Source organism: Brenneria populi, assembly GCF_036016195.1.
Lineage (GTDB): Bacteria > Pseudomonadota > Gammaproteobacteria > Enterobacterales > Enterobacteriaceae > Brenneria > Brenneria populi.
In genome coordinates, this window is record NZ_JAYWTM010000017.1 from 16,488 (window position 1) to 36,287 (window position 19,800).

The 19,800-nt window shown below is 57.3% G+C and carries 15 protein-coding genes, 1 pseudogene and 1 riboswitch; of the genes and pseudogenes, 5 read left to right on the top strand and 11 right to left on the bottom strand.

Annotated elements, in window-relative coordinates:
- Positions 1-3: 3 nt before the first annotated feature.
- Positions 4-1,641, top strand: a complete 1,638-nt coding sequence (locus VSX58_RS15810) for an ABC transporter ATP-binding protein (RefSeq protein ID WP_327618927.1) — start codon at positions 4-6, stop codon at positions 1,639-1,641.
- 250 nt (positions 1,642-1,891) lie between these two features.
- Positions 1,892-3,379 carry an amidase gene (locus tag VSX58_RS15815; RefSeq protein WP_327618928.1) on the top strand — a complete coding sequence of 496 codons (1,488 nt, stop codon included), beginning with the start codon at positions 1,892-1,894 and terminating at the stop codon, positions 3,377-3,379.
- 282 nt (positions 3,380-3,661) lie between these two features.
- On the opposite strand, the gene VSX58_RS15820 is transcribed toward VSX58_RS15815, so the two are convergent.
- Complete coding sequence (locus VSX58_RS15820) at positions 3,662-5,083, bottom strand: DASS family sodium-coupled anion symporter (protein WP_327619037.1); 1,422 nt, start codon at positions 5,081-5,083, stop codon at positions 3,662-3,664.
- Positions 5,084-5,123: 40 nt separating this feature from the next.
- Entirely contained in the window at positions 5,124-6,476 is a 1,353-nt protein-coding gene (locus tag VSX58_RS15825; RefSeq protein WP_327618929.1) for a class-II fumarase/aspartase family protein, read from the bottom strand.
- Positions 6,477-6,717: 241 nt separating this feature from the next.
- Here VSX58_RS15825 and VSX58_RS15830 point away from each other — a divergent pair, with 241 nt between their 5' ends.
- On the top strand, positions 6,718-7,452 hold the full coding sequence (locus VSX58_RS15830; protein ID WP_327618930.1) for a GntR family transcriptional regulator: 735 nt from the start codon (positions 6,718-6,720) through the stop codon (positions 7,450-7,452).
- 100 nt (positions 7,453-7,552) lie between these two features.
- On the opposite strand, the gene VSX58_RS15835 is transcribed toward VSX58_RS15830, so the two are convergent.
- From VSX58_RS15835 to argG, 7 genes are all read right to left on the bottom strand, one after another.
- Positions 7,553-8,314: a Crp/Fnr family transcriptional regulator gene (locus VSX58_RS15835; protein ID WP_327618931.1), complete on the bottom strand. Its 762-nt coding sequence runs from the start codon at positions 8,312-8,314 to the stop codon at positions 7,553-7,555.
- 44 nt (positions 8,315-8,358) lie between these two features.
- Positions 8,359-9,846: a UxaA family hydrolase gene (locus tag VSX58_RS15840; RefSeq protein ID WP_327618932.1), complete on the bottom strand. Its 1,488-nt coding sequence runs from the start codon at positions 9,844-9,846 to the stop codon at positions 8,359-8,361.
- Complete coding sequence (locus VSX58_RS15845) at positions 9,834-11,201, bottom strand: MFS transporter (RefSeq protein WP_327618933.1); 1,368 nt, start codon at positions 11,199-11,201, stop codon at positions 9,834-9,836. Before VSX58_RS15845 ends, VSX58_RS15840 begins: the two co-directional genes overlap by 13 nt.
- Before the next feature lie 169 nt (positions 11,202-11,370).
- The gene (locus VSX58_RS15850) at positions 11,371-12,483 is read right to left on the bottom strand and encodes a mandelate racemase/muconate lactonizing enzyme family protein (RefSeq protein ID WP_327618934.1); all 1,113 of its coding nucleotides are present in this window, start codon (positions 12,481-12,483) and stop codon (positions 11,371-11,373) included.
- Between the two features lie 199 nt (positions 12,484-12,682).
- Positions 12,683-12,820, bottom strand: coding sequence for a hypothetical protein (locus VSX58_RS15855; RefSeq protein ID WP_327618936.1), 138 nt, complete (start codon positions 12,818-12,820; stop codon positions 12,683-12,685).
- Positions 12,821-12,979: 159 nt separating this feature from the next.
- Complete coding sequence (locus VSX58_RS15860; protein ID WP_327618937.1) at positions 12,980-13,708, bottom strand: class I SAM-dependent methyltransferase; 729 nt, start codon at positions 13,706-13,708, stop codon at positions 12,980-12,982.
- A 70-nt stretch (positions 13,709-13,778) separates the two neighbouring features.
- Positions 13,779-13,930, bottom strand: a riboswitch (FMN riboswitch).
- 229 nt (positions 13,931-14,159) lie between these two features.
- The gene (gene argG / locus VSX58_RS15865) at positions 14,160-15,503 is read right to left on the bottom strand and encodes an argininosuccinate synthase (protein WP_327615080.1); all 1,344 of its coding nucleotides are present in this window, start codon (positions 15,501-15,503) and stop codon (positions 14,160-14,162) included.
- A gap of 402 nt (positions 15,504-15,905) precedes the next feature.
- Between argG and VSX58_RS15870 the strand changes: the two genes are divergently transcribed.
- Both VSX58_RS15870 and VSX58_RS15875 read left to right on the top strand, forming a co-directional pair.
- Positions 15,906-16,481 (top strand): DJ-1/PfpI family protein, encoded by a 576-nt coding sequence (locus VSX58_RS15870; protein ID WP_327618938.1) that lies wholly within the window; start codon positions 15,906-15,908, stop codon positions 16,479-16,481.
- Positions 16,482-16,503: 22 nt separating this feature from the next.
- Positions 16,504-16,902: pseudogene (locus VSX58_RS15875) on the top strand (helix-turn-helix domain-containing protein); the annotation flags it as partial.
- Between the two features lie 100 nt (positions 16,903-17,002).
- Here VSX58_RS15875 and VSX58_RS15880 read toward each other — a convergent pair.
- Together VSX58_RS15880 and exaC are read right to left on the bottom strand one after the other, a co-directional pair.
- The gene (locus tag VSX58_RS15880) at positions 17,003-17,995 is read right to left on the bottom strand and encodes an acyltransferase (RefSeq protein ID WP_327618939.1); all 993 of its coding nucleotides are present in this window, start codon (positions 17,993-17,995) and stop codon (positions 17,003-17,005) included.
- A gap of 137 nt (positions 17,996-18,132) precedes the next feature.
- Positions 18,133-19,668 carry an acetaldehyde dehydrogenase ExaC gene (gene exaC / locus VSX58_RS15885; RefSeq protein ID WP_327615085.1) on the bottom strand — a complete coding sequence of 512 codons (1,536 nt, stop codon included), beginning with the start codon at positions 19,666-19,668 and terminating at the stop codon, positions 18,133-18,135.
- Positions 19,669-19,800 lie beyond the last annotated feature (132 nt).

Consider the following 19,800-nt stretch of genomic DNA (forward strand, 5'->3'; position numbering starts at 1 on the left):
GCGATGAATAAACCAGAGAAACGTGCGCCGGTGTTGCAAATCTCCGGCCTGCAGGTCGCCCTGCCGGCGGACGCCGACCGCCCGTACGCCATTCAACACCTCGACCTGGAGATCGCGGCGGGACAAACCCTGTGCGTGGTCGGCGAGTCGGGCTCGGGAAAATCGGTGCTGGCCACCGCCATTATGGGACTGACGGCCAAAGAGCTGCGCATCAACAGCGGCACCATCCGGCTGGCGGGCGATACGCTGCTGGATTCCGGCCTCTACGCCGACGGCCGCCGGCTGCGCCGGATGCGCGCCACCCGTATGGGAATGGTTTTTCAGGAGCCGATGACCGCGCTGAACCCGGTTCATAGCTGCGGAGAACAGGTTGACGAACTGCTGCGCGCCCATACCGACTGGTCCGCCGCCGAACGCAAAGCCAGAATATTGGCGATGTTTGCGCGGGTTCGCCTGCCCGACCCGGCGCGCATTTATAAAAGCTATCCCCATCAGCTCTCGGGCGGCCAGCGCCAGCGCATCGTTATCGCGATGGCGATCGTTCTTAAGCCGCGGCTGCTGATCTGCGACGAACCCACCACCGCGCTGGACGTCACCACGCAGGCGGAAATCCTCGGGCTGATCCGCGAACTTCAGGCGGAACAAGGCAGCGCGGTGCTTTTCATTACCCATGACATGGGCGTGGTTGCGGAAATCGCCGACCACATTATGGTGATGTACCGCGGCGAGATGGTTGAACAGGGAAGCTGTGAACAGGTGCTGCGGCGCCCCACGACCGACTATACCCGCTCGCTGCTGGCGGCGGTGCCCGATATTACGCCGCCGCCGCCGCGACACCCTCCCGGCAGCCGGCTCCCGCCGCTGCTGCAGGGCCAGGCCGTCAGCAAAACCTACGTTAGCCGCGACTGGCTGGGCCGCGCCAGGCGCTTTGACGCCTTGCGACAGGCCAGCGTCGCGGTGCACCGCGGCGAAACCGTCGGCGTGGTGGGGGAATCGGGGTCGGGAAAATCCACCTTTGCCCGCTGCATGATCCGCATGATCGAACCCAGCTCGGGCAAGATCCTATGGGGCGACCGGGAAGTGCAGCATCTGCCCGAATCCCAGGTGCGGGCGCTGCGCTCCCGCGTTCAGGTAGTGTTTCAGGATCCCAACCGATCGCTGAATCCGCGCCGCACCATCGGATCTTCGATCATGGAAGGCGCGATGAATTTCGGCCAGAGCCGGCAGCAGGCGCGCCGCACCGCCGAAGCGTTGATGGAGCGCATCAATCTGCCGCGCGCATCGCTTGAGCGCTATCCGCATCAGTTTTCCGGCGGACAGCGGCAGCGGCTGGCCATCGCCCGAGCCATCGCCTGCGATCCCCAGGTGCTGGTGGCGGATGAAGCCGTCTCCGCCCTGGACGTGTCGGTGCAGGCGCAAATTCTCGATCTGCTGCGCGAGCTACAGCGGGACTTGGGGTTGGGATTGCTGTTTATCACCCACGATCTGCGCGTCGCCGCCCAGCTTTGCGACCGCGTCATCGTTATGCATCAGGGCCAGGTGGTTGAACAGGGCGTCACCTCTCAGCTGTTCAGCCAACCCGAACATGACTACACGCGCCGCCTGCTGGCCGCCGCGCCGCGTTTGGCGACGACGAGATAATGCCTTTGCTGACAAACCTGTCTGCTAAGCCGAAATACCCGGGGCGACCACGGGGGTGAGGCGTCCCTACGGGAGCCTCCCCCGTATTTCCCCTACAAAAACGCGTGCGTTTTTGAACGCCGCTTGCGGCGGCCCAAGGGACGAGCCCCGTTAGCGGGGCGAGTAATAATAGGCTTTATCAACAGTCTGATAATTCGCTTATTTTTCGGGCAGCGGACAATGTCCTTAATATTGCAACCGGGAGTGGTATATGAAATCACGAGTGATGGACTGGGATGAATGGTCGGCCTATGACGCCGTAGGTCTGGCGGAGTTGATACGTAAAGGCGAGGTGAGCGCCGCGGAACTGGCCGCGCAGGCGGCGCGGGCCATCGCTCTGCTTAATCCCGCGTTAAGCGCGGTGGTTGAAGTCTTCGACGATGCGGTCGCCGATCCGCTGAAAGACGGCATGAACCCGCAGGGCGCTTTCGCCGGCGTGCCTTTTCTGATGAAAGATCTGGGACCGACCCTGAAAGGCCGTTTGCAGGAGATGGGATCGCTGCTGATGCAGGGCAATCGCTCGCCGAGCGACAGCTTTCTGGTCGGTAAAATGCGCCAGGCCGGGCTGAATCTTATCGGCCGCACCACCACGCCGGAATTCGGCGTATGCAGCTCGGCGGAAAATCCGGCGCTCTATATCACCAGGAACCCCTGGAATACCGATTACACCACCTGCGGTTCCTCCGCCGGCACCGCGGCTTCGGTCGCCGCCGGCATCGTGCCGATGTCCCATGCCACCGACGGCGGCGGCTCGATCCGTATTCCGGCCGGATTCAACGGCAACATCGGCCTGAAACCCTCGCGCGGGGTGTTTTCCATCGCTCCTTACGCCTCCGACCTCAGCGGCCTGGTGTCGATTCAGGGGTGTCATACCCGCACGGTGCGCGACACCGCCGCCTTTGTCGACCACTGCCGCGGCGGCGCGCCGGGGGAGTTTATGCCCTACTGGAGCGCGGCGGAAAGCTACGGCGAGCTGATTGCGCGCGATCCCGCTCCGCTGCGCATCGCGCTCTCCCATGAGTGGGGCGATTACCGGGCGACGCCGCATTTTGTCGCCGAACTGGAGAAAGCCGGCCGTTTTCTCGCCGATCTGGGCCACCGCGTGGAGTGGGTGACGCCGCAGGTGGATTTTCGCGCCGCCTTCGCGGCGCAGACCACCTGCTATATCAGCAATTTCGCCCAGACGATCTCCGGCATACTGAAAAATTTGGGGCTGGACGCGCCGCCGGCGGATAGGATTGAGCCCATCAATATCCGAATCTGGGAAGCCGGGAAAGATCTCTCTTTCAGCGAGCGGGCGGCGATGCAAACCGTATTCAACAACACCTCGCGCGCCTTCGGCGCTTTCTTCGAATCCTGGGATATTATCCTCACGCCCATCACCGCGCTGCCCACGCCGAAAATCGGCACCATGAAATATCTGACGCTGAGCGATAACCCGTCGGTGACGGACTGGTTCGCCGACCTATGGGAAAACTTCGCCTATACGCCGCTATCCAACCTTTGCGGCATTCCGGCGATCTCCCTGCCTCTGGCGGCGCAGGAGAATGGGTTGCCGTTCGGCATTCAGGCGCAAACGCGTCAGGGCGACGACGGCCTGCTGTTGCAGCTTGCCGCGCAGATTGAACGCGCCATCGGCGGCAAATGGAACGGCGGCAGAAGACCCGGCGTGCACGTCGCCAACCTGGCGCGCGCATAACGCCGCTCTCCCGGGCTTAACGCGCCGGGGAAAAAGGCGGGCGGACATGAGTGAACAATATGGCTGGCGGCTTATCAGGAACGCGAATTCCCGTACCGCGCAGATATCATTCAGACCCATGTCCGCGCCAAACCCATGAAGAGGCCATATCCTAATGCCGGCCGTTTACGCATCAAGATACATGGGGAGACCACCGGGGTGAGGCGTTTCCCCTAAAAACCGGCTCCTTAAGTGACCCGCATTCGGCCCTAATTTCAATCAGGGGTACGGCCTTCTTTCAGCTTAGTAATAACCGAGCAGCTTCCACCACGCCAAACCGACGACGAAGATCAGAAAGACGTTGCAGGTGACAATGAAGAAGTTGATTTTATAGAAACGCGCGCGTTCGAAATATCCCTGGGCAAAATAGATCGGCCCCGGCCCGCCGCCGTATTCCGTGGTGCTCCACATCAGGTTGCTGAAAATACCGAAGCAAATAGCGACCATCATGGGTGGCGCGCCCGCGGCGATTACCGTAGCGGCAAAGGGAACATACAGCGCGGCGACATGCCCGGAAGCGGTAGCGAAGAGGTAATGCACATAAATATACAGAATCCCCAGCAACACGAACGTCTGTATCGCGCCGAAACCATGAATCGAGCTGCCTAATATCGCGGCCATCCATTTAATGAAGCCCAGTTCGGAAAGCCCGCCGGCCAGGCTGATAATCACGCTGAACCAGATGACGGTATCCCAGGCCGCGTGATCGCTCAGCAACGCTTTCCAGTCGACGGCGCGCACGGCAAACAGATAGGCCGCCAGTCCAAGTCCAACCGATGTGGCGGATAACCCGGTGATGAGGCTGGTTCCCCATCCGATCAGCGCAAGAATAAAACCAAACGCGACCTTTTTCTCCACCCGCGTCATGGGCCCCAGCGCTTCCAGCGAACGGCGTCCCATAGCTTTCGCTTCGGGGGTGCGTTTTAGTTCCGGATTGAGAATTTTATACACCAGCAGCGGCATCAGACAAAAGCACGCCATGGCGGGAACCAGGGCCGCGATAAACCAACCGCCCCAGGTGATTTCCACACCCAGCGAGTTTTTCGCCAGACTGGCGACCAGCGGGTTTGCCGCCATCCCGGTAAGAAAAATAGCGCCGGTGATGGGCGTAAACTGAAAGCAGACCATCGTTAGAAAATCGCCAATTCTTTTCCCGCTTTCGCCCGGCGCGGAGCCCAGGACGCCATTAATCGAACGGGCGATCGGAAAAATAATCCCGCCGGATCGCGCCGTTACCGAAGGCATCGCCGGCGCCATGATCAAATCGGAGACGCCCAACGAATAGGCAATACCCAGACTGCTGCCGCCAAACAACGATAACATTTTATACGCGATTCGATTTCCCAGACCGGACGCCACAAAACCGAGAGAAAGAATATAGGCGCAAAATATCAACCACACGGTTCCGCTGGAAAAACCGGATAATGCTTTCGCTTCCGTTAACGTATTGGTAAAAATCGTCACGCAAAGCGCAATTAACATAACCGCGCCGGAAGGCAATGGCTGCGTCAGTATTGCCGCGATGGTCGCGGCAAAAATAGCGAACATGTGCCATGCCTGAGGCGTAAGACCTCCGGGGATAGGACATAGCCAGATTATTCCGCCGATGGCGATAGGAATAATCACAGCAGCGATCTTTTTCCCTATAGACGATCCGGATGACATCATCATTTCCTCAATCGTTAGGTAATTCAATTACCGTGGATTAATTCCGACTAGCCGAACTTTTTAATACCCGATCGACCATGGCGGGCGCCATGCCGAGGTAATTGACAGGGTTCGTCAGCCGTTCAATTAATTCAGCGTCAAGACGACTGGAAACGCCGGGCATCGCATTTAAAACATCGGCAAGGCGGCCGCCCTTCTCATTGACTATGCGGCAGGCGTCGTAAACGATATCGTGCGCATCCTGGCGGCCGATATACGGCGCCAACCCCATCATCACGGCTTCAGCGACAATTAACCCTTTGGTCATATCGAGGTTTCTGACCATGGCTTCCTCATCCACGATCAGTCCGCTCAACATGAACTTGGCCTGATGCAGCGCGCCGGCCGTCAGAACGAAACTTTCAGGGATGGCGATCCACTCCGCATGCCACGGTCCGGTCGCGCGCTCCAGGTCCTGCACCATGGCATCCAGCATTAGACCCGCCTGCTGACGCACGCCTTTGGCGCAGGCCAGCATCAGTTCGCTGGAGATAGGATTCCGTTTCTGCGGCATGGTGCTGCTGGCGCCGCGCCCTTTGACGAAAGGCTCGTAAAGTTCGCCGAACTCGTTGGAGGCCATCAGCATCACGTCATAAGCAATCTTGCCCAGGGAGCCGGTAATCAGCGCCAATAAATTGACCGCTTCGGCAAATCCGTCGCGCGCCACGTGCCAGGTTGACACCGGCACGCCCAGGCCAAGCTCTTCCATCATGGCTTTTTGCACTTCCAGCCCTTTATCGCCCAACGAGGCCAGCGTGCCGGCCGCGCCGGCGAACTCGCCGACCAGAATGCGCGGGCGGGCTTGCTGAAGGCGCTCTTCATGGCGGTCAAAAATATCAAGCCAGATCGCCGCCTTGTAGCCGAACGTCACCGGCAATGCCTGTTGCAAATGGGTACGTCCCGCCATCGGGGTGTTCCGGTAACGCTTCGCCAGACCGGCAAGCGTACCGCGCAGCGTTTTAATATCCGCATTGATCAGTTCAAAAGCGTCGCGTATCTGCAGCACCACGGCGGTATCCATAATGTCCTGAGTGGTCGCCCCCCAATGGACATAACCGCCGGATTCACCCGCCTGCTTAGAGATTTGATGCACCAGCGGCAGAATGGGATAACCGACGATTTCCGTTTCGTGACGCAGCAGATCGAAATCCAGTTTGTCGGCGTCGCATTTGGCGGCGATTTCTTGCGCGGCCGCTTCAGGAATAACGCCGCAGCGGGCCTGCGCTTTCGCCAGCGCGATCTCCACTTCCACGTATTTACGGATCAGTTCGTGGTCGTCAAAAATAGCGCGCATTTCCGGCGTGCCGAAAGAATCACGAAACAAAACAGAATCAAGTACATTCGAGGCCATAAAAGAATCCTTGATAAATCATGAAGAGTGATAAAATGCGGCATGCCTTACGCCAGAACGCGGCAACAACCTATTGAATGCCGTATGATGATGAGACACGCGTCCGGTTAAATGACCGAACAACATCAAATGTCCGTACATTTAATTTGTACAGACAAGACTAAATGTACGGACATTTGTGGGGAAGTTTTTTTGTATCCCTTTGTGATGGGGATCATTAATATTTATTGAGCCGTTACCTATGAAAGAGTCTTTGTATAAACGTATTTCGCGTGAGCTGGTTCAAAACATCGCATCCGGTCAGTTTCCGGTAGGATCTCTTCTGCCGTCCGAACTGGAGTTATGCGAGCAGTATCAGGTTAGCCGCCATACGGTGCGCGAAGCCCTGCGCGACCTGACCGAGCAGGGGTTGATTCTGCGGCGTAAGGGCATAGGCACCCTGGTGGCCGACAGAACGGCAAATAAAGGGCTTAACCATCCGCTGGCGTATCTTGAAGATCTCTTTTTCCTGGCGAAAAACAATCTGCGGGTAGTGAAAAAGATCGATGAGATCGTCGCGGATTATGAGCTTTCCCGGGTTATCGGCGGCGCCCCCGGAGCGCGCTGGCTGCATATCGCCAGTATCCGCGAAGACAGCGAGAAAAAAGATCGACCGATATGCTGGACCGACAGCTATGCGAGTCCGCGATACACCAAAATACGCCAGTTAGTGCGCAGCGATCCCTTCGCGTTAATCAGCGACTTAATCGAAGAGCACTATGGCGTGCAGAGTGAGGAAGTCAGGCAGACCATCTCCGCCGTCAGCATTCCCGCCAGAATAGCCAGAACGCTTGGCGTCGAAAGCGGTTCGCCCGCCTTGAAAATTGTGCGGCGCTATATCGATCGCAACGGCGAAACGTTTGAAACCACGGTGTCGATCCATCCCGCCGACCGGTATACCTGCTCGATCGTGCTAAAACGTCAGAGCAACGGCTAAAAACCAGCGCCGCCGGAATAACCGCCGGGCGCCCGTCGCGCCTCGGCGATGGCGCAACGGGCACTGCGGGCGAACATGGCGGACGCGCTGATTTCGCGCCTTACTCATCCCCATCTTCATACAGCTGTTTCAATGCCGCGGCGTTGACGATCAGAATTTTTCCATATTTAGCGTCAATCCAGCCCAGTTTTTCCCAGGCGACCAGCCGTTTGTTAATGGTCTGTCGGGTGGTGTTGATAATCGTAGCCAGATCGTCCTGCGTGATATGCAGGTTGATCAATATCCCCTTCTCATGAGGCTCGCCGTACCCTTCCGCAAGGCTAATCAGCCGCTTGGCCAAACGGGCGGACACCGACAGCAAGGTGCTGTCGTGCAGCATGGTGAAGGCATTACGAATCACCTTGCATAACAGTATGGCGAGAAACTGATAAAAAATCGGGTAGGTTTTCAGCAGGTACTCCACGTCCTTGGGCGCCAGCGTAAGCAGCAGCGTTTTGCCGATCGCTCTGGCGTCATGGGTACGCACCGACTTATCGATCATGCCGATTTCGCCAAACCAGTTGCCGGGGGATAAATAGCGGAAAATACACTCCTTGCCGTCCGACGAAATGGAGCTGACTTTCACCGCGCCGCTGATTACCGCGTACAGCCCGCGCGAGGCATCGCCGCGATAGTGCACGATTTCGCCTTTGTCGTAATGCCGCAGGGCGGCCCGGGCGATAATCTGTTCGATAAGATAGTCGGGCAGCGCCCTGAACCAGTTGTTGCTTAACAATACGGGTAAAATATCCTCGTCAGGCAAAGCGCCGGCCCCATCCGGCGTCTGCGGAAAATCTTCCCCGTTGTCACAAAACTTAGCCATTTCCACCTCATCGAACAGCATGTTATCGCGATTTTCGGCCTCTTTTACAGCGTAACGCCCGTTTTAAATATGGCCAGTTCCCGGAACTGATTGATCTCATTGCAGGTGGGTTTTCCGCCGGCTATTTGCGCAACCAGCGTAACAAACGCCTCCAGCAACGTATCAGCATCCTCGCCCTCCAGCAATGCGCCCGCGTTGAAATCGATCCAGTGCGGCTTCCAGGCGGCCAGCTCCGAGTTCGTCGCGATTTTTACCGTTGGCACGAAGCCGCCGTACGGCGTCCCCCGGCCGGTGGAAAACAGCACCATATGGCAGCCGGCGGCGCCCAGCGCCGAGGTGGCGACCGCGTCGTTGCCCGGCGCGCTGAGCAGCGAAAGCCCCGCCCGCGTCAGGCGTTGACCATACTCAAGCACGTCGACCACCTTTGACGCCCCCGCCTTCTGGGTACATCCCAGCGATTTATCCTCCAGGGTCGAGATACCGCCTTTTTTATTGCCGGGCGAGGGATTCTCATACACCGGCTGATGGTGTTCAACGAAGTAACGTTTGAAATCATTGATCATGGTTACCGCCTGACGAAAGACCGTCTCGTTCTCGCAGCGCGAGAACAGCAGATGTTCGGCGCCGAACATCTCCGGCACTTCCGTCAGCACGCTGCTGCCGCCGTTTAGGATCAGATAATCGGAGAAGCGCCCCAGCATCGGGTTGGCGGTAATCCCCGATAATCCATCCGAGCCGCCGCACTCAAGGCCGACCCGCAGCCGGCCGATGGGCGTGGGCCGGCGGCGATCCTGACGCATAGCCTGATAAATGTCATTAAGGTGGCCTAAGCCGACCGCCAGTTCGTCCCGCTCCTGCTGCGCCACCATAAAACGCACCCGGCGGGGATCGACCTCCCCGACCAGCGCCTGAAACGCCTGAATCTGGTTGTTTTCACACCCCAGGCCGATAACCAACACGCCGCCCGCATTCGGATGCGCCACCATATCGGCCAGAATTCGCCGGGTATTCTCATGGTCGTCTCCCAGTTGGGAACACCCATAGGGATGGGTGAAAACCTGCACCCCGTCAATATCGTCCAGCGCATGCTGCGCGCGAAAACGTTGCGCGATGGTCTGCGCGATGGCGTTCACGCACCCCACCGTCGGCAGGATCCACAGCTCATTACGAATGCCGATATCGCCATTGGCGCGCGGATAAACATTGATTTCCCGCGGCCGGCAGGGCGTGGTCACCGCCGGGAAAGAGGGCGTATAGCGGTACTCCTGCCGCGCTTTCAGGCCGGTTTTAAGATTATGGGTATGAATCCACTCCCCCGCGCCCACGCTTTGGGTCAGATAGCCGATCGGCGCGCCGTATTTAATCACCTGCGCCCCCGCCGGCATGGCGTTACGCGCGATTTTCGCCCCTTTATCCACATCCTGAGCCACAACCACGCGAGCCTTACCGTCGGTCACCGTTTCCCCTTTAGCCAGCGCGGTAAGGGCGATCATCACCGAGTCGTCGGGGTGAATTAAGATTATTTTATGCATTGCGCCTCTCCCGTCTGCGCCGCGCTGACCGGCGCGGGCCGCTCATCGTGGATGTTCTTATCGATGCCGCAGCGCCGTAGCGTCAGAATCATCAAACTGCCCAGGAAAGTGACCAGCGCCAAGAAATAGAGCCCCGCTCTGGCCGACTCAAAGGTCTGTTCGGCCCAGACGCGCAGGTTGGGCGCCACGAATCCGCCGAGATTGCCCATGGAGTTGATTAGCGCGATGCCGGAAGCCGCCGCCGCGCCGCCGAGATAAGAGGACGGGAATGTCCAGTAGAGCGGCTGCATCGCCAGATGACCGGCCGCGGCGACGCACAGCGCGGCGATAGCCACAATGGGAACGCTGTCCGCCAGCCCCGACACCGCAATGCCCAGCGAACCCAGCATAAAGGTCAGCGCAGCGACGATGCGGCGCTCCTGCAATTTTTCGGAGATACGCGGTACGCAGTAAACCGCGATGGCGGCGCAGAGCGGGGGAATCGCCGTGACGAATCCCACCAGCAGCCCCACCTTACTCCCCAGCAGCGTGGCGATTTGCGTCGGCAGGAAGAAATAGATGCCGTAGCCGCAAATTTGAACGGTAAACCAGATCAGGCACAGATAGAGCACGCGGATATCCAGCAGCGCCTGCCACACGCCTTTCGGCCCGTGCGACAATTTAACCTGCTCTTCCTGATCCAGGGTGCGCCTCAACGCCTCTTTTTCCCGTTTCGTCAGCCAGTCGGCGTCCACCGGGCGATCGTCCAGATAGAACAGAACCCAGACGCCGACAAACGAAGCCAGCAGCCCTTCGACGACAAACATCAGCTGCCAGCCGCGTAAACCGAAAGCCAGCGATGTCCCTTCAAGAGAGAGCAGCGAACCGGACAGCGGCCCGCCGATGATAAAAGCCAGCGGCGCGCCGAACAGGAAATAACCGGTGACTCTGGCGCGGATATGCTGCGGAAACCAGAAGGTCAGGTAAAGAATAACGCCAGGGAAAAAGCCGGCCTCGCTAACGCCGAGCAGAAAACGCAGGAAGATGAAAACCCCTTCGGTATGGGCGAACATCATGGCGGCGGAAACCAGCCCCCAGGTGATCATAATCCTTGCCAGCCAGACGCGCGCGCCGACCCGGTACAGTAAAATGTTGCTGGGCACTTCGAACAGCGCATAGCCGATAAAAAAGATACCGGCGCCGAAAGCGTAGGCCGCGTCGCTAAGCCCGGTATCTAACTGAAACTCCTGTTTGGCGAAGCCGATATTAGAACGGTCGAGATACGCCAGAATAAACATCAATGTCACCATTGGAATAATGCGGCGTATGGATTTGCTAATGGCCTGCGATAAATCAACATCGGTAGGGGTGGACATGACTTACCTCACGAATATTAAGTATGACCCTGACCCGCCCGGGCGATAATCTGCCCGGGTCAGTCGTCATAAGAAATGAAAGCGTATTGATCTTGAGCTTGCTGACAAAGTCCGGTGAGCGGCGATAAAGGACGATAGGTTTGTCAGCAGTCCGATCTTTTCTGTTGTTTTATTTGACGCTAAAGCGCTCCAGCGCATCCCGACGCAGCGTGGTGCCCGCGCCGGGCGCGGTCGGCACGCTATACTCGCCGTCTTTAACCTCAACCGGGTCGACGAAGCAGTCCAGCGTCCACGGAATGAACTCCAGCAGCGAACAGGCGGGGTGCGCCATGACCAGATGCAGTTGCGCCTGCATCATATCCCCATGATGCGGCGTCACCGGTAGGTTGAAGGCCATCCCCAGATCGGCGATTTCCCAGACCGCGGTCAGGCCGCCGCAGCGCGTGGCGTCGGGCTGCAGATAGTCGACCGCGCCGGCCAGCACAAACTCTTTGAAGGCATCCTGATGGTACAATAATTCCCCCAGCGCAATCGGCGTATCAATGTGTTCGGCAAGCTGGCGGTGGCTGGCGACGTCATCGTGCCACATCGGCTCTTCAAACCAGGTGATGTCGAAGTCGGCCAAACGCGCGCCATACTGTTTGGCGGTACTGATATCCCATTTGCCGTTGGCGTCTACCATCAGATTGACGTCATCGCCGACGGCCGCTCTTACCGCCTCGATGCGTTTTAAATCTTCGCGCGGGTTCGGCTTGCCGATCTTCATTTTGATGGCGTTAAAGCCCTCTTCGAAAATCATTTTCTTGCAGTCATCCACCAGTTCCGGCGTATCCCGCACCAGCCAGCCGCAGTCGGTGTTATACGCCGACACCCGCGCGTCTTTTGAACCGCCGAACAGCCGCCACAGCGGCTGCTCCGCCCGTTTGGCTTTTACATCCCATAAGGCGATATCGATAGCGGAAAGCGCCATTTGCATTAATCCGCCCCGGCCGACCCAAATATTGGTCGAACTGCGTAGCAGTTTACGATGCAAATGGCGGACCTCATCAGCATCCTCGCCAATCAGCATCGGACCGAATACGTCGCTGATGATGGTGGCGATCAGCCTATCGGTCGTTATGTCGGCGTGCGTTCCGGTATATCCATATCCCACCAGGCCGCATGCGGTTTCAATCATCACGCCCGGCATACCCCAGTGGGTAATTTTATGTGTGGAGTCGCCAATAATATTTTTGGTTACCGGTACGTGCATGATAAATGTCGTAATTTTAGTAATCTTCATTATTCATCCCAATAGTAAAGTGATACGGGCCGATAACCGCAATCTAACAATGGCCATTGGCCATAGCTGTCAAACGGTATACACATCACTTCGCGTTGGAGATTTTTAATCAATTATTTGAACTGGATCGCGCTTAATGGCGGCGCGGCGGCCGCCGCTGCATGGTGCGATTCACGAGCCGACGCCCCCGCTAGAGCGCTCAATCATGAATACTCAGCGCAAAGGCAATCACCAGCGCCAGCAGTAGATGAACCAGCGCCGATAGCGCCATCAGCAGCGTCAACGGCGCCGCCGACAGGGAAAAGATCAGACGCGCCGACATCTGGCTGGTGGTCAATCCGGACGTCTGGTCCGCGGGCCGCGTTCAGGCGACCCTTGCGGCGATAAGCGAATGCTTTAAAAGACAAAAAACGGACAATAAAGAGGCGTGACCCGATTTATAGAAAAATAAAAACGCCATCCTAAGCAATTCGGGATGGCGTATAGACAGCGACGGCTATTTTCTGGCGCTAATCATTAAAAACGGCGGCCTCATATTATGCACGGCCAGTTCCGGCCGTTTTTTTACCGCTTCGGGCAGCGGTTGCGGCTCTTTAAACGCGCATATGTTAAACCCGCAATCAATTAAATCAGAAAGGTATGTTTGCGTAGTGCGATGGTATTTAACCACGTCATCGACGAACCACTTCGTATGCCTTAATGATTCGTCATAATAATCGCGCACGGGCCAAAATAAATTCTCATCCGCCCCTAGCCAACCGACGGGCCAGGCGGTGCATAGAGGATGTTCGACGCTGAAAATAAAATAACCGCCTTTTTTTAGACTGGAGAATACGCGGCGGCAGAGCTGGCTAAAATCATTTATATAGTGAAGCGCCAGCGATGACGCGACAAGATGGTAGCGATCGTTGTCAAAGTTAAACGCCTCTATGGCCGCATTGATATAATTAATATGGTCGTCATGGGTCAATCTTTGCGCTTCCGCTAACATTTTCCGCGAAACCTCAACGCCGGTAACGCGTTTGGCGCCGAGCTGGCGCGCATAGCGGGAAAAATCGCCGAAACCGCTGCCCAGGTCCAATACGCAGGCGCCGTGAAGATCGGGCAATAACGCGCGCAGCGCGGGAACTTCCAGATCGCCGTTGAGACCGGTATCGTTTCTACGAAGAGATTTATATTGCTCAAAAAAAACGGGGTCATCATAAATATTTTGCGGCTTACTCATATGAAACGCTCCTCAAATAAACATAATTGTCAGCGTTTCAGGGCATAGTCTGCCGGCCGAATACGTTTCGGTCGCTCTTCTTTCATCCGGACTATCACCGTCGGCTCTGGAATTCCACCAGATCTGCTGACCTTCAGAAATGAATCCGAAGCGCTCGCGGGCTTTCAGCACCATGGTCTGATTACCGCCGGTGGGGAATTTCACCCCGCCCTGAAGACCACTATAAAATAGAGCGTTGCGTCATATTTTTCATGATTTGCGACAAACCGGATGAATAACGCCGGCTCAATCGAACAATCCGCGATGATGCGCGCCGGCGTGCTTTGGCGGACGCGGGCGGCGCCATCTGCCGGCCGCGCCCTTCCCGGAGCTTAACGCTTTTCATAAAAAAACCCGGCAACGAAGAACGCCGCCGGGCCTGCACATCGGTTAGTCGTCGAGCCACCGTGGACTATTTTTTGCTTTTGTCCTGCAGCTGCTCAACCTGCGGTACGCCGGCCTTGGAAGAAGAGAGCAGCCCGGTGTTCGCATAATTGAACAATTTTTCCCGGGTATCGGTGATATCCAGGTTACGCATGGTCAACTGACCGATGCGATCGTCCGGCGAGAAGACGGAGTCGCCTTTTTCCATCGTCAGACGTTCCGGCTTGTAGGTCAGATTGTCGGAAACGGTATTCATAATCGAGTAGTCGTTGCCGCGGCGCAGTTCCAGCGTAACTTCGCCAGTGATGGCGCTGGCGATCCAACGCTGGGAAGAGTCGCGCAGCATCAGCGCCTGAGAATCGAACCAGCGGCCCTGATAGAGGAAGCGGCCCAGCTGGCGGCCATTGGCGTGGTACTGTTCGATGGTATCTTCGTTGTGAATACCGGTCAGCAGACGCTCATAGGCGATATGCAGCAACGCCATTCCCGGCGCTTCGTAAATGCCGCGGCTCTTCGCTTCGATAATCCGGTTTTCAATTTGATCGCTCATGCCCAGACCGTGACGCCCGCCGATGCGGTTGGCCTCCATCATCAGTTCGACGTCATCGGCGAAAGTTTTGCCGTTCAGCGCCACCGGATGGCCGCGATCAAAACGCACCGTGACCTCTTCCGCCGCGATTTTAACGTTTTCATCCCAGAATTTAACGCCCATGATCGGGTTAACGATTTTGACGCTGGAATTCAGGAACTCCAGATCTTTGGCTTCGTGCGTCGCGCCCAGCATATTGGAGTCGGTGGAATAGGCTTTTTCGGCCGACATTTTGTAATCAAAACCGGCCTGCGCCATAAATTCGGACATCTCCTGACGGCCGCCCAGCTCATCGATAAAGTCGGTATCCAGCCAGGGTTTGTAGATCTGCAGCTCGGCGTTGGTCAGCAGACCGTAACGATAGAAACGCTCGATATCGTTGCCTTTATAGGTGCTGCCGTCGCCCCAGATGTTAACGCCGTCCTCTTTCATGGCGGCGACCAGCATGGTGCCGGTTACCGCGCGCCCCAGCGGGGTAGTATTAAAGTAGGTGACGCCGGCGGTGGTGTTATGGAAAGCGCCGCACTGAATCGCCGCGATGCCTTCCGCAACCAGCTGTTTACGGCAGTCGATCAAGCGGGCGTTTTCAGCGCCGTATTCCATCGCGCGGCGAGGGATCTCATCGTAATCATCCTCATCCGGCTGACCCAGATTCGCGGTATAAGCATAGGGGACCGCGCCTTTTTGGCGCATCCAAAGCAGCGCGGCGCTGGTATCCAGACCACCGGAAAACGCAATACCAATACGCTGACCGACCGGAAGATGTTTGAGAATCGTTGTCATAAATAAAATCCCTGCTCGAAGATCGATGGATAGAAGCTAGCAGCCACACCCTGATATGTTACGCAATACATTGATGAGAGGCCATGACTTCACCGAACGGCGGAGGAGTCCGGCGCGTCCTATCGGCAAAACCATACTCCCAATAAATGCATATTTATGCAAAATAAGTGAGTGATAATTTAATCATCTTTTTGCCGGCACAGGAAGAGAAGAGTGGTGCTTTAAGCAAAAAAATCCGCGCTCGGTTTGCGCCCAAGTGATCAAGTATAACGCGATTTCATCAACAAGCTAAGCGCTAAAGGCGGGTTACTCGACCCTTCCCGCAAAAACAAAACATCGTTTCATTTTATTTGGCATTCTCTGCTATCCTCCCTGCTCCCTCTGTATATTGCTGGAGATGTTATGTCTAAGAAAGTCGCCATTCTGCTGGCCCCTGGTTTTGAAGAAGCGGAAGCGATTATGGTGATTGACGTACTGCACCGCATGAAAATAGATGTCGCCATGCTGTCCTGCGACGACAGGCTGGAGCTGCGCAGTTACCACAATATTCGTATGTTCGCCGACGATCTGCTGGAAAGAAATCGGGATGCGCTGTTCGATGCGGTGATCATTCCCGGCGGCCCGCAGGGAACGGTTAACCTGGCGGCGAACCCGCTGGTGGTGGAGTTTATTCGGCGCCATGATGAAGCCAATCGGCTGATCTGCCCGATTTGCTCCGCGGCGGCGCGCGTGCTGGGCGGCAACCATTTATTGAAAGGCCGGCGTTATGTCTGTTCCGGCGAACTGTGGCAAAACGTTGCCGACGGGATCTACGTTAACGAGAAAGTCGTCGAAGACGGCAACCTGATCAGCGGTAAGGGACTGGGCGTCGCTTTTGATTTCGCCTTTACTATCGCCTATCGCCTGACGGGGGATAAGGAAAACGCCAACTTCCAGGTTGAACATATCGATTACGACTACTGGCGCGCGCCGGAGTAAATTTCCTCTTCAGCGCGGCGTGATGGTGGTCTATTTCCGCCGCGCCGGCAGCGACGCCCAGCTTTCGCCGTGGCTACAGCACCGTAATCATCTGCATCCGGTTATTCACCGGGCGCAGGACATCATGTCTGCTGAACCGGAAGCCGCGTGGACGCTATCCGCCGTTGCGGACAAAGTACACGTCAGCAGCCGTCACCTCACGCGCCTTTTCCGTGAACATCTGGGCATCAGCGTGCGCGAATATCATGAGCGGCTACGCATTGCAATAGCGCAACAACGTTTGCAACAGGGTATCGGGCTGGAAAAATCCGCCCTGATGGCTAATGCCGTTCACTTAAGCCGGTTTTTAGGGGAAACACCGGGGGAGGTTCCCGTAGGGACACCTCACCCCGGTGGTCGCCCCGAGTATCTCGATGCTTAAACGATCGGCGTTAGCCCTGATGGCGGGGTTCTCCTCCGCCCGCCAGTTACGCCGCGCGCTGCTGCGCCGGACACGGCATGACGAATAACCGGCGGCGTCCTTAGCTGACCAGACGCCGGCTATCGATTTTCCGCAACGCCATCGACAGCAGCAGGCTGCCGAGCAACGCGGCGCTGAAGATGTAGAAGATATCCAGCACCGGACAGGATTCGACGCTCATACCGTGGGTGCGCAGATAGTGAATAATCAGCGCATGGAAACCGTAAATCGCCAGGGAGTGGCGCGATATCAGGGCCAGCCCGGGCAATACCCGATGATTCAGGTAGCGTTTAAACGCCATCAGCAGGCTGACCGCCGCCAGAAAAACCAGCGGACCGCAGTAGATGTAAAACGTTTGGTTGAAATTATCGCTCATTATCGAGTGATGCTTTGTTCCCATCGCCACCAGCAGCACGCACGCAATAAACGCCGGAATCGCGGCGATCGCCCCCTGGCGGGGAATCTCCAGCATGCCCAGCGCCCGTCCGATCAGCGCGTACAGCAAATAGTAAAAGGTATCGCCGTAAACATAGAGATTGACCGGCAATAGCTTCACGCCGGCAAAATCAACCCGCCCGGTATTCGGGTTGGCAACCACCGCCAGCGCCACAATGAAGATCGCCAGATACCTGCCCGATACGGGCTTAACATTAATTAACGGCGAGAGCAGATAGACCACGGCGATGGCATAGAAAAACCACAGGTGGTAAAAAATCGGTTTTTGCAGGAAATATCTGGCGGCGTTCAGCGGGTTGATGGGCGTTAGCAGCGCCATATAAATCAGGGAAACCGCGCTATAAAACAGAATGCATAGGCCGATGCGCAGGAAATGTTTTTTCTGCGCGCTGCGCGCGCCGAAAAACAGATACCCCGAAATCATAAAGAACAGCGGCACGCACACCCGCGAGGCGGAGTTGAGAACATTCGCCACATCCCAGTGCGTATCGCCCGGCGCGCCGCCGGCGGTGATGTAATAGGCGGTGCTATGGATCAGCACCACCATCATACAGGCCACCGCCCGCAGATTATCAATCCAGACGATCTTACCGCTCATGCATAACCTCTTGGCGAGACAAAAGATATCGCACAGGGTAAGACGTGTGGATAAACCACACAATGGGGAATGGGTTGAATACGGGAATGTCGCCGGAGATGCCCGCCTGCGCGGGCATGGCGGAGACGCGATATCGATCAGAACAATCCCAGCGGCTTCTCCGAGTAGCTCACCAGCAGGCACTTGGTTTGCTGGTAATGCTCCAGCATCATCTTGTGGTTTTCACGCCCGATGCCCGACTGCTTGTAGCCGCCGAACGCCGCGTGCGCCGGGTAGGCATGGTAGCAGTTGGTCCAGACGCGGCCGGCCTGAATGCCGCGCCCCATCCGGTAGGCGACGCTGCCGTTGCGGCTCCACACGCCCGCGCCGAGGCCGTATTCGGTATCATTGGCGATCTCCAGCGCATCATCCATGGTTTTGAAGGTCGTCACCGCCAGCACCGGCCCGAAGATCTCTTCCTGGAAGACGCGCATGCTGTTTTTGCCAAACAGGATGGTGGGCTCCAGATAATATCCCTGCGCCAGTTCGCTCGGCATCTCTTTGCGGCGTCCACCGGTCAGCACCCGGGCCCCCTCCTGCTTACCGATGTCGATGTAGTTGAGAATGGTATCCAGCTGCCCGGCGGACACCTGAGCGCCCATCATGGTTTTGGCGTCCAGCGGATGGCCGATGCGAATAGCTTCAACGCGCTTAATCGCCCGCTCCATAAAGCGCTCGTAGATTGACTCCTGCACCAGCGCCCGGCTCGGGCAGGTACAGACCTCCCCCTGATTAAAGGCGAACAGCGTGAACCCTTCCAGCACTTTGTCAAAGAAGCTGTCCTCTTTATCCATGACGTCCGCGAAGAAGATATTGGGCGACTTGCCGCCCAGTTCCAGCGTAACCGGCGTCACGTTCCGGGCCGCATAGCCCATGATTTGCTGGCCCACTTCCGTCGAACCGGTAAACGCCACCTTGGCGATGCGTTTCGAGGTAGCCAGATATTCGCCGATATCGCTGCCCGAACCGTTCACCACGTTGACGACGCCCGGCGGCAGGATATCCTGAATCAGCTCCATCAGAACCAGAACCGACATCGGCGTCAGCTTGGCGGGTTTCAGCACGATGCAGTTGCCCGCCGCCAGCGCGGGCGCCATCTTCCAGCAGGCCATCAACAGCGGGAAGTTCCAGGGAATAATCTGGCCGACGACCCCCAGCGGCTCATGGAAATGGTAGGCGACGGTATCGCCGTCGATTTCACTGATCGCCCCCTCCTGGGAACGTATGCAGGCGGCAAAATAGCGGAAGTGATCGATCGCCAGCGGGACATCCGCGCCGCGGGTTTCTCGAATGGGTTTCCCGTTATCCCAGGTTTCCACCGCGGCCAGCCGTTCAAGGTTTTGCTCCATTCTGTCGGCGATACGGTTCAGCAACAGCGCGCGCTGTTGCACCGACATTCCCCCCCATTCGGCTTTCGCCTGATGGGCCGCATCCAGCGCATGATCGACATCCCGAGAGGTGGAGCTGGCGACTTCGCACAGAGGCTGGCCGGTGACCGGCGTCAGGTTGACGAAATACTGTCCCCCCTCGGGCGGAACCCAGGCGCCCCCGATAAAGTTGTCGTAGCGTTTTTTCAGATTAAGCGCGTCATATTCACCGGTCGTCGCCCGGCTTTCAGCGATGTCATAGGCCATTTCAATCTCCTTCTCGCGGTCTGGTACGCGGCGGAGCCGCGGTGGAAACAGGGGGGCAAGGCGCAAACGAACGTCAGTCAGAGAACATGGTTAAATCGTAACCAGCGATGGGCGTTTATGACAGCGCCCGGC

Coding starts and splice junctions, on each gene's coding strand:
- exaC (WP_327615085.1), bottom strand. CDS start 19,668: ATGGCCTATGACATCGCTGAAAGCCGGGCGACGACCGGTGAATATGAC.
- argG (WP_327615080.1), bottom strand. CDS start 15,503: ATGACAACGATTCTCAAACATCTTCCGGTCGGTCAGCGTATTGGTATT.
- VSX58_RS15850 (WP_327618934.1), bottom strand. CDS start 12,483: ATGAAGATTACTAAAATTACGACATTTATCATGCACGTACCGGTAACC.
- VSX58_RS15820 (WP_327619037.1), bottom strand. CDS start 5,083: ATGTCATCCGGATCGTCTATAGGGAAAAAGATCGCTGCTGTGATTATT.
- VSX58_RS15825 (WP_327618929.1), bottom strand. CDS start 6,476: ATGGCCTCGAATGTACTTGATTCTGTTTTGTTTCGTGATTCTTTCGGC.
- VSX58_RS15815 (WP_327618928.1), top strand. CDS start 1,892: ATGAAATCACGAGTGATGGACTGGGATGAATGGTCGGCCTATGACGCC.
- VSX58_RS15830 (WP_327618930.1), top strand. CDS start 6,718: ATGAAAGAGTCTTTGTATAAACGTATTTCGCGTGAGCTGGTTCAAAAC.
- VSX58_RS15810 (WP_327618927.1), top strand. CDS start 4: ATGAATAAACCAGAGAAACGTGCGCCGGTGTTGCAAATCTCCGGCCTG.
- VSX58_RS15840 (WP_327618932.1), bottom strand. CDS start 9,846: ATGCATAAAATAATCTTAATTCACCCCGACGACTCGGTGATGATCGCC.
- VSX58_RS15880 (WP_327618939.1), bottom strand. CDS start 17,995: ATGAGCGGTAAGATCGTCTGGATTGATAATCTGCGGGCGGTGGCCTGT.
- VSX58_RS15870 (WP_327618938.1), top strand. CDS start 15,906: ATGTCTAAGAAAGTCGCCATTCTGCTGGCCCCTGGTTTTGAAGAAGCG.
- VSX58_RS15845 (WP_327618933.1), bottom strand. CDS start 11,201: ATGTCCACCCCTACCGATGTTGATTTATCGCAGGCCATTAGCAAATCC.
- VSX58_RS15860 (WP_327618937.1), bottom strand. CDS start 13,708: ATGAGTAAGCCGCAAAATATTTATGATGACCCCGTTTTTTTTGAGCAA.
- VSX58_RS15835 (WP_327618931.1), bottom strand. CDS start 8,314: ATGGCTAAGTTTTGTGACAACGGGGAAGATTTTCCGCAGACGCCGGAT.